This is a genomic window from Chitinimonas naiadis, assembly GCF_054780835.1.
The window spans coordinates 790,788-804,144 of sequence record NZ_BAAGVO010000004.1; the positions used below are offsets into that span (position 1 = coordinate 790,788).

The window sequence follows — 13,357 nt, forward strand, 5'->3', positions numbered from 1 at the left end:
CTTAGCCTAAATTCCGGCTGAAGGCGATATACCCCCAGGGACAGTGCTGCCTTCGAACCGGGATTCTTCAGGAAAACTCATTCGAGAGGCAGTTATGGGCAATATCGTGGTGGTGGGTGCGCAGTGGGGTGACGAGGGTAAGGGCCGGCTGGTGGATTGGCTCAGCGAGCGCGCTGATATCGTCGCCCGCTACAACGGTGGTCACAATGCCGGCCACACCCTGGTGGTGGACGAGCAGGTCTACAAGCTCGCCCTGCTGCCATCGGGCCTCGTACGCGGCAAGTTCGGCGTGATCGGCAACGGCGTGGCGGTAGACCCCGAGCACCTGCTGGCCGAGATCGCCCGCTTGCAGGCACAGGGCGTGACCATCTCCCCTACCTCGCTGATGATTGCCGAGACCGCCATCCTGGTGCTGCCAGTTCATCGTGCACTCGATCGTGCCCAGGAGGCGCGCCGTGGCGCACCTATCGGTACCACGCTGCGCGGCATCGGCCCGGCCTACGAAGACAAGGTGGGGCGCCGCGCCCTGCGCATCTGCGACCTGGCCGATCCTGCCAGCCTCGAGCGCAAGTTGGCCGACCTGCTGGCCCATCACAATGTCTGGCTGCAAGCGATAGGCGAGCCGACCTTCGATACCGCGACCGAACTCGCCAAGCTGCTGGCGCTGGCTCCGCAGGTGCTCGCCTACGCCGGCCCGGTCTGGCGCCGGCTGGAGGCCGCCCGTACGCAGGGCGAACGCATCCTGTTCGAAGGCGCACAAGCGGTGATGCTGGATATCGACTGGGGGACCTACCCCTATGTCACCTCTTCCAACACCATCGCCGCCAATGCCGCCAGCGGCACGGGCGTGTCACCGGCCCTGCTGGGGACGGTGCTCGGTGTCAGCAAGGTGTATGCGACTCGCGTCGGTGAAGGCCCCTTCCCGTCTGAACTCGACGGCACTGCCGGCGAACAGTTGCGCGAACGCGGTGGCGAGTATGGCGTCAACACTGGCCGCCCTCGCCGCTGCGGCTGGCTGGACCTGGTGCAACTGAAACAGAGCATTACGGTGGCAGGTATCAATACCCTGGCGTTGACCAAGTTGGATGTCCTTGATGGCCAGGCTGAGATCCGCCTCTGTACCGGCTACCTGCTCAATGGCGAGCGAATAGACTACCTGCCGACCAGCCCTGCGCAGCAGGCATTGCTGGAGCCGGTATTCGAAGTATTGCCCGGCTGGCAGGGCAGCACACGCGGCATACGCACGCTGGCCGCCTTGCCGGCGGAGGCCGCCGCACTGATCCTGCGCATCGAATCCCTGGCCGGTGTGCCGGTTGCCGTCGTGACGACCGGCCCGGAACGCAGCGACACCATCGTCCTGCGCGACCCATTTGCCGCCTGACAGGTAGCAAGACAAACAGGCCGGCATAAGCCAGCCTGTTTGCATTTCAGTACCCGTGGTACCAATCAGCGATCAGAATTCCTGCACCGTAGGGCGCAGTACGATCTCGTTGATGTCCACATCGGCCGGCTGCTCGATGGCATAGGCAATCGCCCGCGCAACCGAATCCGCCGGGATGGCGTTCTGTTCATAGAAGCCTTGTACGAAGGCCGCGCTCTCGGCATGACCGCTGCCGAACTTCAGCTCAGAATCCACGGCACCGGGCAGGATAGTGGTGGTGCGAATGGCACCACCCACCTCATGACGCAGCCCCTCGCTGATGGCACGAACGGCGAACTTGGTGCCGCTATAGACCGAACCGCCCGGGCTGAACACCTTGATACCGGCCACCGAGGCGATATTGATGAAGTGGCCGCTGGCCTGCTTCTGGAACACTGGCATGGCAGCAGCAATGCCATACAGCACGCCCTTGATGTTGATGTCGATCATGGCGTCCCATTCCTCGGTACGGCCCTCGCTGATCGGTGCGATCGCCATCAGACCCGCGTTGTTCACGATTACATCTACCCGACCATAACGGCTGACCGCCTTCTGCACCAAGGCCTCTACATCGGCCTTGCGGGTAACGTCGGTCACGACGAACTCGGCTTCACCACCGGCATTGCGCAGCTCGCCCACCAGCGCTTCGAGCTTGTCCTTGCGACGTGCACCCAGCACCACCTTGGCGCCCAGGCTGACCAGATGGCGGGCGGTGGATTCACCCAGGCCGCTGCTGGCACCGGTGATGACGACAACTTTGTTTGCGATGTTATTGCTCATGGCGAAACCCTTTTTGACTGGTTGATCTGACAGGTGGTCACCTGTGATGGAGGCCAGTATCGCCATATGGACTTACACAGAAAATGGAAATGATATGATTTCAGTATTCCATTTTATGGAATCATAAAAACCCACTTTGGCGGAGCGCCCATGCTGAATCGACTGGAAATGCTGCGCATCTATTGCGCTGCGGCAGAAGCTGCCAGCTTCAAGGAGGCGGCCGCCAGGCTGGGCATCTCACCCCAGGCGGTCACGCGCGCCGTGCGGGAACTGGAAGAACTGACCGGCGAGCTATTATTTCACCGCAATACCCGCCGCAATCACATTACCGAGTTTGGTGAACAGTTGGCCGAGCGCAGCAGGATGGCGGTCAGGGACATGGATGCCTTGTTCCTGCAGCCACGCAAGGCTGCGGACACCGAGCTGGCTGGCACCGTGCGCATTACCGCGCCCAGCGCCATCGGCCGCAGCCACCTGATGCCGGCCCTGGCCGCACTGGGCGTGGCCCACCCCGGCCTGAGGCTGGACCTGCGCCTCAGTGATCAGGTGGTGGACGTGGTCGACGAACAGATCGACGTAGGTGTACGGATCGGCTTTTTCCGGGACAGCCGCTTCGTGGCTCGCCGCGCAGGGCAGATCCGCCTGCTGGTCGTCGCCACACCAGAACTGATCGCACGCGTGGGCAGGCCCAAACGGATACAGGACCTCGAACACCTGCCCGTGACCGGCCTGGCGGACCGCAAGAGCGGGCGCCCCTGGCATTGGTATTTCCGCAATGAACAGCAGTGGTCGCCACGCGAAGCCACCTTCATGACTGACGATTCCGAGGCAGAAATGGGGGCGGTACTGGGCGGGCTGGCTTTTGGGCAGGTGGCAACGCCCACGCTGCTGCCCTATCTGCAGAACGGCCGCTTGCTCACCGTGCTGGACGAGTACGCCCCCGCCCCCTGGGGGCTCTATGTGTACCGGCCACAGCGCAGCCCGGTGCCGGCACGGACCCGGCTGGTGTTCGACCACCTGGTAGAGACGATCTCAGGCATACCGGACATGGTAGCGGCCTGATAAGGCGCACCACGCAACGCAATACGAGGGGGATGTGCTCGGGAGACTACTGGGCGCCGAATTGTTTCTTGCCGTCGGCCACGATCTGCTTGAGTTCACCCGCGGCGGCCAGTTGCTCCAGCGCGCTCTGGATACGTTTGAGCGTGGGGGCGGGAAGCTGGCGGCTGACCACCAGATACATCGGTTCCTCGCCGAACACCGCGGGCAACATCGTCGCCCAGCCGTTGGCATGTTCACTTTCCATCAGCGCCAGCAGGATCTCATCGCTGCTGAAATAGTACATGCCACGACCAGCCTGCAAACGACGCAAGCTGCTGAGGTTGTCGCTGCTGCTGGCATCCACCCGAACGCCCTGCTCCAGCAGGGCGCGGGTACTGGCCAGGCCTGCGGTCGCAATGACCGGCATCAGCAGGCTTTTCCGGCGTAGATCATCCATGTCCTTTACGGGCACAATGCCTTCGCGACGTACCACGACCCGGAACTGGATGGTATAGAGCGGCGGGTTGAGGAACCGCATCTGTGCTTCCCGTAACTGGTTCTTGAGCAGACCGCAAAACAGGTCCAGCCGGCCACTCTCAAGCCCCTTCTCGATCAGCGGCGTGGACAACAGCGTATCCGCGCCGCGGATATCCAGTTTGCCGTCCCGCCCCTGTATCGCGGCCAGCAAGGATGGGCAGATGCCCTTGACCTTGCCGTCCTGCAGCACATACTTGGGTGCAGTGCTGATCTGACCGGCGGTATGCAGCACCAGCGGCTCGCTTGCCATCACGCGGCACACGGCGAGCAGCAAGATCAAGCCGGGCAGGCTGCGGGTAAGCAACCCGATTCCTGAGCGGTGCTTTGGGGGGATGTCCTTCATGCCTGATGCTACCGATTGAGGTGATTTGATCATAGCTGCTCAGGAGGAAAAGCGAATGACCATGCAAGACCGACACCTCAACGCACTGCAACCAAAGCCCGCCCTACCCGCTCCAAGCGCATTTGCCCGCCCTATTCCTGGATCAACCCCGTCATGATCACGCTCAAACAGTTTTCCGCCCTGGCCCTGGCCGGCACCACCTTGCTGGCACCACCCGCCAGCCTGGCGAGCAGCACCGACGAACCTGCATATGGCGCGGAGCTGGAAGGCTTCGACTATCCCTCACCCATTAAGCGGTATGCCTTCAACTCGCAAGGGGAGGCACTGCAGATGGCCTATATGGACGTTACGCCCACCAAGCCCAATGGCCGCACAGCCGTACTGCTGCACGGCAAGAACTTCTGTGCCGCCACCTGGGAGGGAACGATCAAGGCCCTGAGTGAAGCCGGCTACCGCGTGATTGCGCCGGACCAGATCGGGTTCTGCAAATCCAGCAAGCCGACACACTATCAGTACAGCTTCCAGCAATTGGCGCGCAATACGCATGCTTTACTGGCGTCGCTGGATATACGGAAAGCCACTGTCATCGGCCATTCGACCGGCGGCATGCTGGGCATGCGCTATGCACTGATGTATCCGCAGGATACCGAACAGTTGGTCCTGGTCGCGCCCATCGGGCTGGAGGACTGGAAGGCCAAGGGCGTGCCGCCGCTGAGTGTGGACGACTGGTACGAGCGCGAGAGCAAGACCAGCGCCGAGCGCATCCGCAGCTATGAGCAGGCGACCTACTACGCCGGCAAATGGACGCCGGAATACGAACGCTGGGTACAGATGCTGGCCGGCATGTATCGCGGGCCGGGCAAGGCACAGGTTGCCTGGAACTCGGCCCTGCTCTACGACATGATCTACACCCAGCCGGTGGTGTACGAACTTGGCGCCATCAAGGTGCCGACGCTATTGATGATCGGCCACAAGGACACGACGGCAATCGGCAAGGATCTGGCGCCAGCCGAACTTCGGGCCAGACTTGGCAACTACAAGGCACTGGGGCGCTTTGCCGCCGGTGCGATCCCGAATGCCACGCTGGTGGAGTTCCCCGAACTGGGCCACGCACCGCAGATGCAAGATCCGGCAGCCTTCCACCAGGCCCTGCTGGCCGGCTTGCTAATGCCACCCGCGCCAGCCCAGTTTGCCCTCAACGGGGCAGCGGCGGATCAGGCGCCAGCGGGCAAACGCTGACCCAGCGGCGCACCCCGCGCAACGCCCAGGCGCTGTAGCAGGAAGCGGTTGGCCGGGTTGCCCATGTAACGGGCAACCAGACCCGCCACCGCGACGGCGGCCACAAGGAACAGCAGCAACCAGGGCAGCCGCGCGGTGTAGCTGAGGTGGGCCCTGTCGGTGATATTGCGCATGACGGCCAGGACGATCACATGGAAGAGATAGAGCTCATAGCTATGCTCGCCCAACCAGCGCAGACCCCGCATGGGGGCCAGCTGCAACCAGCGGCCCGCCGCCTGCGCGGGTGTGGTGATCAGCAGTGCGGCCGTGCATAGTCCGATCAGCGTAAATCCCCAGACTTCGTTGCCATGGATGCCGCGCAGGTAGCATACCGCCAGTGCCAGTGCCGCCAGCGGACGGACGACGGCGGCAAGCCGGGCACCAGGCTGCCAGCGTTGCAGCAGAATAGCGCTCAGGCAGCCCAGTGCGATCGCGTCAAAGCAAGCCTGGTAGCCATACATGAAGAAGATCTCGTTATCCACATGCTGGGCGCGGTAATACGGCGCATACGCAATCAATCCCAGACCCAGCAAGGCCAACAGCGCGTGCCGGCGCAGCAGCAGGCAGGCCAGCGGGAAGACCAGGTAGAACAGCATCTCTACCGATAGCGACCAGTACACGTTCAGGCAGTAGTTGAAGTAGCCGGCCGATTGCATGAGCACGTTGTGCCAGAAGGTCAGGATCGACCCCACCGCCACCAGGAAATAGCTGATCGGCAGTTGCTTGCCATCGTCCGCATTGTCGAAGAACGGCACTTCCAGGCAACCCAGCGGCACGATGATGGCGAGCGCAAGCAGCAGGCACGGCAGGAGGCGCGCAAAGCGCTGGCTATAAAAGGTACGCAGGTCGATACGGGACAGATGACCGAACCGGCCCAGGGCATTGCCCGTGATCAGGAAGCCGGAGATGACGAAAAAGATGGTCACGCCATAGTTGCCGTTCAGCAGCACGGCCGATAACCACTCGGCCGGAATGACATCGCCAAGCGGACTGTTCTTGAGGCCGAAAGCCAGGGTGAAGTGCAGTAACAGCACCAGCAGGATGGCAACGCCACGCAGGCTGTCTATGTAGGCATTACGGAGGGATTGCATCGTCAAACCGGCCCTGGACTTGAATCTCGGACCGGCAGCATAACTGCGAGTGGCAGTGCTTGGAAGCCAGAGGCGGGTGTCACGCCTGTACCGGTATCAGGCTGTACAGCTATCGGTAGTGTGATCCGCAGGGAAGCGGGCGTGCGTGGCGTTGAGCAAGGCGTGGATCGCATCCTTGGCCGCCGGGGAGCTGCCGCCAGGGCCGAACGAGCAGGCGATATTCTCGATCACCAGCTCCGCCGCTGCACGGGAAAGACCCTTCGAGCGAGCCTGTTCCAGCTCATGGATTGCCCGCTCCAGCGCGGTATGGGCATTGCTGTCGTGCCAGGGGCCGGGCTCGGGCAGCGGCATGTTGAACAGGCGGTGGAACTGGCTGGCAACCAGCAGTGAACGGATGGGCTGCGACATGTTGACAAGCGTCAGCGTGGCGCGGCGGGCAGCGAGCCGTTCACGCAGCAGCAACATCATGCCGAGGGCGGAACTGTCGATGCGGGTTACGCGGCTGAAGTCGATCTCGGCAGTGCGAATCTGGGCGTGACTGGTGATCTGGGAGGCAACATCACGGAAGGTTCGGTGCAGGGCGAAGTCGAAATTACCTACGATGCTCACATGAGCGTGCGTACCTTCTATGTGCAGCGTCGCATCCATGGAATATTCCACCTTCATGTACTTGAAGCACAAATTATCGATGGCAAGATCGTGTGAACCCAATGCCACCGCATGATGACCTAGAGCCTGTGATGGTTGACTCATGGCTGGCAGGGATAAGCCAGCAATTTCCAAAGCCTGAGAATGCTACAACATAACGGAATCCTGATTGTCACCAGTTGCCGTCTGGTCATTATGTTGTATGCATGAAGCGACACTTTTGTGCGGCTGAAGTCTTTTGGTAACACGGCTTAAGATCGCGTAACAACGCTACACCCATCCAGGACCACAGGAGTGGACCGACATGCCCAATCCCGTCATGCGCTGGCAGATCATCAGCCCCCAGCCCGAGGCAAGCAGCCAGTTCTATTGCAGCCTGTTCGGCTGGCAGGCCGAGCCTCATGCTCCGCAAGCCTTCCATGCCATCGGCACGGGTAGCGAACAAGGCATACAGGGCAGCATCTGGCCCGCGCCGCCTGCGGCGCCCAGTTTCGTGCAGCTGTTCATCGAGGTAGAGGACTGCGCGATGTACGTGACCCAGGCCGTGGAACTAGGGGGCAGCATCCTGTTTCCACCGCAGACCCTGCCGGGCGGCGAGGTGGTTGCCATAGTCAAAGACCCCACCGGCATGTCCTTCGGGATCATGCAGGCAGGGTCTTGAATTCGTCATAATGAGTCAGTCGGGTTGGTGCCCGGTGGGTTTATTCCTACCTGGTGGCTTGGCACGTATCACGGAAGGGCCATAAGAAGCCCTGACTTCGCGAAAGGCACCGGTACTGATGGACATCAGCAACCCACGAACCCGCGCACCAAGCATCGCACGGCGGGCCGCCAGGAAATCGAGCTTGCGGCGACTGACCCGCACCCAGCTTTCGCGCAGCTTCGCCTGGAACTTCATCCTGCGATATTCAATGCCATTCAGCTTCATGGTCCGCTCCGGTAGGTGGTCCCCCTGATAACCTGCGAGGCAGGGCAACGGGGCATCGCGATGCATGGTGGTTGGTGCCGACAAGCCTCGTCTGTGCGCTGCCGCACATAGCCGACGAACCTTTCACACCCATTGAGGAATGACAACCGGCAACAAACGGTCATATTCGGTTTTGACCACCTGGTAGCACTCGCAGGATCTGGCCTCCAGCCCTGCCCGGTCCAACACCTTGATGTGTCCACGGCTGTACTGGATCAAGCCAGCGCCTTGCAACTTACCCGCGGCCTCTGTCACACCCTCCCGGCGTACACCCAGCATGTTGGAGATCAGTTCCTGAGTCATGTCCAGTTCGTCGGTATGGAGGCGATCCAGGCTCAGCAAGAGCCAGCGACACAGTTGCTGATCCACCGAGTGGTGACGATTGCAGACTGCCGTCTGCGACATCTGGGCGATCAGGGCCTGGGTGTAGCGCAACAGCAAGCGCTGCAAGGTGGAAGCCCGGTTGAACTCCTGCATCAAGGGCTGGGTGGCGATACGGTAGGCATGACCGGTACTTTGTACAACAGCCCGGCTGGTGGCAGTCTCCCCACCCATGAACAGCGAGATACCGAGCACCCCTTCGTTGCCAACGACGGCAATCTCCGCGGTAGCACCATCCTCCATGACATACAGCAGGGAGACGATGGTATCGAGCGGAAAATACAGATACTGCATATGCCCACCCGACTCACTCAAAGCCTCGCCCAGCGTCAGGGCCACCAGCGTAAGGTGGGGTAGCAGTCGCTCGTATTCCTCTGCAGTCAAAGCGGCCAGTACATGGTTCTGGCGGGGATGGGGCGTACCGTGCATGGCGAGCCCATAGCGAAGAAAGGTCTTAGAGAGTACGTTGAAGGCCATTCCTTCCGAACGTTGGCAGACATACGGTGCACCCTCGCCGCCGACCGGTCCCATACCGGGAACATGGACGGCGGATACGGGCTGAATCAGCGAGCCTTATGCGGTACGCCGTTACCGTAGCTACCCTTCAGGTAACGATTACCCCAACTCTTGGCACTGGCTGCCTTGGCGCGGCTGGCCGCATTATCGACCAAGGGGCTGAATGGCGTCGTGACGGCAGCGGGAGCGTTTAGCTCAGGTTCTGCCACGACAGGTTGATCCGGCAGGGTCTGCGGCACAAGCTTCTCTACACCATTGGCGATCTGTACCGACGGCTCAGACGGTCCATCCATGCGGGTCACAATCGTGGTGCTGTCGTGGGGTTTGATTTTCATCACGGGTCTCGAGTTGGATAGTGCATGACACGACCGGCACCAAGATGCCGACCGCAGGACATGGCACGGATTTCCAGGATCGATGGCGATCACGCCACCCTGAACTCCGCTGGCCGTAGCGGTAAGCTCCACCACTGCGGCGGCCATGCGAGAAAACACAGTGCGGCCGCCGTCAAGGCGCTGTCTGTGCGCTGGCCCACATAGGGATGATCTGGCCCCAGAAAAACAAAACACCCTCGACCCAGCATCCAGAGCCGTGATGCCATGAGCAGGCAGGCCATGAATAAACGTGATCAACACTGATGGTTTATTGCGGCAGCGCACAAATAATGAGGGGGCGAATGACCCGCCTTAAGCAGCCTCGATACGCCGTCAGCGCCAAGACGGGGGCCGATGACGCAGCGATCACGCCCCTCCCCCCTCGCAATGACGAGGCGAATCCGCATTTTCTCGACCAAAGGCAAAACCATCCCCCATATGGAGGATGCCGGCTTGCAGGCAACGCGCTATGCTGTAACGCAACAGAGTATATATTCTCCGCGTAACAGGCCCGTCTCTCCAACCGGGCGTCAAATCAAAACGGGTTCAAGCTCGTATCCAGGGGGCAGCAATCTTGCTGCCGGATGTGCCGGTGATCTGACAAAACACACGTCGATCCTCGTGCCATGGTCATTTCGACTACCTGCAACCTTGCCGGCCGCTAACCGGTGCGAGGTTCGGGTGCCGATTGCGGCGGTTGCCGCAATCCTGATGGAGCGCAAGCATGGACGTCGATACGCTGGTGGTGGAACCGCCTCAGGGCATGATATCGAGCCCCGTAACCCATCCTGCAAACCCGACCACCCTGGTGGTTGATCTGGATGGTACTTTGACACCGACCGACACCCTGGTGGAGTCGGTCATTCTCCTGCTCAAGCAGCACCCGCTCGATCTGTTCCGCCTGCCACTGTGGCTCATGTTGGGCCGAGCCGGCTTCAAGCAGATCATTGCGTCCCATACCCACCTGCCGGTGATCGACCTCCCCTGGCGAGCGGCCTTGATCGAATATCTGCAGGAGGAAAAAGCCAAGGGCCGTCGTATCGTCCTGGCAACCGCGGCACATCACGATATTGCCGACCTCGCGGCCCAGCACCTGGGCCTGTTCGACTATGTCATCAGCAGCGACGAGCACCGCAACCTCAAGGGCGCGGCCAAGCTCGATGCCATCCGCGAGCTGGTGGGGGATGATTTCATCTATGTCGGCGACAGCGCGGCCGATCTGCCGATCTGGAAGGCGGCGCATGGCGCCATCCTGGTGGGCGTTTCGCGTGGCGTGGCGCGGTCGGTCAGAGAGGACAACACCTATATCGAGCGGGAATTCCCCCGCGAAGTGGCGGGCGCCAGCCTGTGGCTGCGTGCGCTACGGGTACATCAATGGATAAAGAACCTGCTGCTGTTCGTCCCCATGCTGACCGCGTTCTCCTTCCTGCAGCCCGGCAAACTCGTGGCGATGGCAACGGCCTTCCTGGCTTTCTCGCTGGCGGCTTCAGCCACCTATATCGCCAACGATCTGTGGGACCTGGAAAACGACCGGGCCCACCCCCGCAAGCGACAACGACCATTTGCCAGCGGCGCGATTCCGATACCTCAAGGAGTCGCGGTCGCCGGGCTGGCACTGACCACCGCGTTCGTACTCGCCACCACCGTATCGCCAGGCTTTGTGGCGATGCTGCTGCTCTACCTGGTGCTCACCAGCACCTATACCTGGGTGCTGAAGGAATACGTCCTGATGGATGTCCTGATGCTGGCCTTGCTCTATACCCTACGCATCGTGGCCGGAGCGGTAGCGCTGGGGATCGCGACCAGCTCCTGGCTGCTCGCCTTCTCGGCTTTCATCTTCCTGAGCCTGGCACTGGTCAAGCGCTGCTCGGAGCTGGTACTGCTGGAGCAGCGAGGCAAGCACGCCACGCAAGGACGTGACTATCGGGTGACGGACCTGACCGTACTGTGGCCGCTGGGTGTCGGTGCCGCCCTGTCCTCCGTGGTGGTATTCGGTCTGTTCATCAGCGCGCCGGAAACACAGGCGCGCTATGCCAGCCCCCAACTGCTATGGTTGGTCGCTTTCGGCCTGGTCTACTGGCTGGGCCGCCTCTGGATCAAGACCGCCCGCGGGGAAATGCATGATGACCCGGTCCTGTTTGCCATGAAGGATCGCGGCAGCCGGATCACCGTCTGCTCATTGGTCCTGACAACCTTGCTGGCCCATTTTGTTGCATTGGGGATGCTGACGTGAGCACCGTATTTGTCGCCTTAATGAGTATTGCGCTGTCAGTCGCCGCCCAGTTTGCACTCAAGGCCGGCATGAGCAGCGTTGCGGTCAGGGAAGTGATGGCGGCACCCTACACCCTGCGGACAGCACTGACAGTGCTCTCCAATCCCTTTGTACTGAGCGGCTTTATGCTCTACGGTATTGGTGCCATCGTATGGCTGGGCGTCTTGTCCAAATGGGATGTCAGCAAAGCCTACCCGCTGGTGGGCCTGGGCTTTGTGCTGACCGTTCTGATCGGCCTTGCGGCTGGAGAGAATGTGAATTCAACACGAACCATCGGTGTGTTCCTGATCAGCCTGGGTGTCCTGCTGGTGGGGCGTAGCTGACATGCTGCATCGTCTGCGTGAGCAGCACTGGCTGTGGCTGATCCTCGCGACGGGCCTGCTGCTGCGCCTGGCGGCCATGCTGGCCTATGACCACGTGCCGGAAGGCGACGAGATCGCCTACCAGAGCATGGCCAGCAATCTCGTGCATGGCCAAGGCCTGGTCGACCATATGGGCAACCGGGCCATGTACAACATGGGCTATCCCGCGTTCATCCTGGCGCCACTGTTTGGCCTGCTGGGTGAGAACCTGCTCTGGGTCCGCCTTGCGCATGTCGCACTCGGCGGCATCAGCATCCTGCTTTGCTACGGCATCGCACGGGAAGCCGGTGCCAATCGCCTCGGCCGCTTGCTGGCCGCCGGGCTATGGGCGCTCTACCTGCCCGCCGCCGTCCATGTGGTCTACCTGCAAAAGGAAAACCTGCTCACGCCCCTGATGCTGGGCGGCCTCTGGTTGGCCCTGCAACTGGGGCGGCGCGCGAGCTACCCGCGGGCGTTCCTCTGTGGTCTGCTGTTCGGCCTCATCGCCCTGACCGGCAATGCCGGGCTCGCCCTGGCAGGCGCAGCAGGCATCGCCATCATCCTGACCCCCGCCCGCCTGGGCCACACACTGCGTATCGCGGCGACAGCGCTGCTGGCTGCGCTATTGGTGATCACGCCGTGGTGGCTGCGCAATGCCGAGGTACTCGGTACGCCGTTGCTCAATACCAACGGCGGCTTCAACCTCTACCTGGGCAACAATCCGGCAGCGACCGGCATGTTCGTGTCCATCGCCGATACACCGCGCGGTACAAGCTGGGCGGCACTGCGCCAGCAGGGCGAAGTCCAGGCATCGGCCACGTTGCGGCAGGACGCGCTGGACTGGATAGCCGCCGATCCTGTCCGCTTCCTGAGCCTGGCAGTACGCAAGGCGGCCTACTTCTGGACCCCACCCTGGCACCAGGGTACCGAGCCCGGCGGGCGCGCCGAGACGCTGGTACGCGGCGCATGGCTGGCGCAATACCTGCTGATCCTGCTGGCAGCCATCGGCAGTCTCCCCAGCCTCGGCCTGCGTCGGCACAAGGCGGAACAGGGGGTACCGAATGGCCGCAATATCACATTGCTCTGGATCGCCATCGCCAGCTACACCGCCGTGCATATGCTGTTCTACGTGATATTCCGCTATCGCGAACCCATCATGCCCCTGGCCTGTGTGCTGGCCGGCGTGGCGATCGAACAATTCGCCCTGCGCTGGCGACAACAGCCCGGGCAGCAAGCTGCCCCTGCCTGAGTCCGCATCGGCCCTATCCAGCAGCAGATATCCCCATTATTCATCCCCACGTCACGACAACTTGCTTACACTGCGCTTGCAGCCGGCGCGGGTAGTCTCGTCTTCTCGCGCCCAGGACA

The 13,357-nt window shown here is 61.8% G+C and carries 14 protein-coding genes; 7 read left to right on the forward strand and 7 right to left on the reverse strand.

Translation table 11 applies throughout. The features are described 5' to 3' along the window. Positions 1 to 94 precede the first annotated feature (94 nt). Positions 95 to 1,381 (forward strand): adenylosuccinate synthetase, encoded by a 1,287-nt coding sequence (locus ACYVHK_RS09630; protein WP_460530516.1) that lies wholly within the window; start codon positions 95 to 97, stop codon positions 1,379 to 1,381. A gap of 72 nt (positions 1,382 to 1,453) precedes the next feature. Here the strand turns inward: ACYVHK_RS09630 and ACYVHK_RS09635 are convergent, their stop codons facing one another. Then, positions 1,454 to 2,200 (reverse strand): SDR family oxidoreductase, encoded by a 747-nt coding sequence (locus ACYVHK_RS09635; protein ID WP_460530519.1) that lies wholly within the window; start codon positions 2,198 to 2,200, stop codon positions 1,454 to 1,456. A 150-nt stretch (positions 2,201 to 2,350) separates the two neighbouring features. Here ACYVHK_RS09635 and ACYVHK_RS09640 point away from each other — a divergent pair, with 150 nt between their 5' ends. Further along, positions 2,351 to 3,262, forward strand: a complete 912-nt coding sequence (locus tag ACYVHK_RS09640) for a LysR family transcriptional regulator (protein WP_460530522.1) — start codon at positions 2,351 to 2,353, stop codon at positions 3,260 to 3,262. A gap of 46 nt (positions 3,263 to 3,308) precedes the next feature. On the opposite strand, the gene ACYVHK_RS09645 is transcribed toward ACYVHK_RS09640, so the two are convergent. Next, positions 3,309 to 4,082, reverse strand: coding sequence for a substrate-binding periplasmic protein (locus ACYVHK_RS09645; protein ID WP_460530525.1), 774 nt, complete (start codon positions 4,080 to 4,082; stop codon positions 3,309 to 3,311). A 192-nt stretch (positions 4,083 to 4,274) separates the two neighbouring features. Between ACYVHK_RS09645 and ACYVHK_RS09650 the strand changes: the two genes are divergently transcribed. After that, positions 4,275 to 5,360 carry an alpha/beta fold hydrolase gene (locus ACYVHK_RS09650; RefSeq protein WP_460530528.1) on the forward strand — a complete coding sequence of 362 codons (1,086 nt, stop codon included), beginning with the start codon at positions 4,275 to 4,277 and terminating at the stop codon, positions 5,358 to 5,360. Here ACYVHK_RS09650 and ACYVHK_RS09655 read toward each other — a convergent pair. Continuing rightward, positions 5,336 to 6,490: an acyltransferase family protein gene (locus ACYVHK_RS09655; RefSeq protein WP_460530531.1), complete on the reverse strand. Its 1,155-nt coding sequence runs from the start codon at positions 6,488 to 6,490 to the stop codon at positions 5,336 to 5,338. The two genes, ACYVHK_RS09650 and ACYVHK_RS09655, sit on opposite strands and share 25 nt — an antisense overlap. Before the next feature lie 96 nt (positions 6,491 to 6,586). Beyond that, on the reverse strand, positions 6,587 to 7,138 hold the full coding sequence (locus ACYVHK_RS09660) for an STAS domain-containing protein (protein ID WP_460530534.1): 552 nt from the start codon (positions 7,136 to 7,138) through the stop codon (positions 6,587 to 6,589). Between the two features lie 304 nt (positions 7,139 to 7,442). Here ACYVHK_RS09660 and ACYVHK_RS09665 point away from each other — a divergent pair, with 304 nt between their 5' ends. Then, entirely contained in the window at positions 7,443 to 7,799 is a 357-nt protein-coding gene (locus ACYVHK_RS09665) for a VOC family protein (RefSeq protein ID WP_460530537.1), read from the forward strand. 15 nt (positions 7,800 to 7,814) lie between these two features. Here ACYVHK_RS09665 and ACYVHK_RS09670 read toward each other — a convergent pair whose 3' ends face one another. From ACYVHK_RS09670 to ACYVHK_RS09680, 3 genes are all read right to left on the reverse strand, one after another. After that, positions 7,815 to 8,066 carry a hypothetical protein gene (locus tag ACYVHK_RS09670; RefSeq protein ID WP_460530540.1) on the reverse strand — a complete coding sequence of 84 codons (252 nt, stop codon included), beginning with the start codon at positions 8,064 to 8,066 and terminating at the stop codon, positions 7,815 to 7,817. 123 nt (positions 8,067 to 8,189) lie between these two features. Continuing rightward, positions 8,190 to 8,963: a Crp/Fnr family transcriptional regulator gene (locus tag ACYVHK_RS09675; protein WP_460530542.1), complete on the reverse strand. Its 774-nt coding sequence runs from the start codon at positions 8,961 to 8,963 to the stop codon at positions 8,190 to 8,192. 86 nt (positions 8,964 to 9,049) lie between these two features. Beyond that, on the reverse strand, positions 9,050 to 9,337 hold the full coding sequence (locus ACYVHK_RS09680) for a hypothetical protein (protein ID WP_460530543.1): 288 nt from the start codon (positions 9,335 to 9,337) through the stop codon (positions 9,050 to 9,052). 763 nt (positions 9,338 to 10,100) lie between these two features. Between ACYVHK_RS09680 and ACYVHK_RS09685 the strand changes: the two genes are divergently transcribed. From ACYVHK_RS09685 to ACYVHK_RS09695, 3 genes are read left to right on the forward strand one after another with little or no spacing between them, the layout of a single operon-like run. Continuing rightward, positions 10,101 to 11,609 carry a UbiA family prenyltransferase gene (locus tag ACYVHK_RS09685; protein ID WP_460530545.1) on the forward strand — a complete coding sequence of 503 codons (1,509 nt, stop codon included), beginning with the start codon at positions 10,101 to 10,103 and terminating at the stop codon, positions 11,607 to 11,609. Next, on the forward strand, positions 11,606 to 11,971 hold the full coding sequence (locus tag ACYVHK_RS09690; RefSeq protein WP_460530547.1) for a DMT family transporter: 366 nt from the start codon (positions 11,606 to 11,608) through the stop codon (positions 11,969 to 11,971). The genes ACYVHK_RS09685 and ACYVHK_RS09690 overlap by 4 nt, the downstream gene beginning before the upstream one ends. Before the next feature lies 1 nt (position 11,972). After that, positions 11,973 to 13,238 (forward strand): ArnT family glycosyltransferase, encoded by a 1,266-nt coding sequence (locus tag ACYVHK_RS09695; protein WP_460530549.1) that lies wholly within the window; start codon positions 11,973 to 11,975, stop codon positions 13,236 to 13,238. Positions 13,239 to 13,357 lie beyond the last annotated feature (119 nt).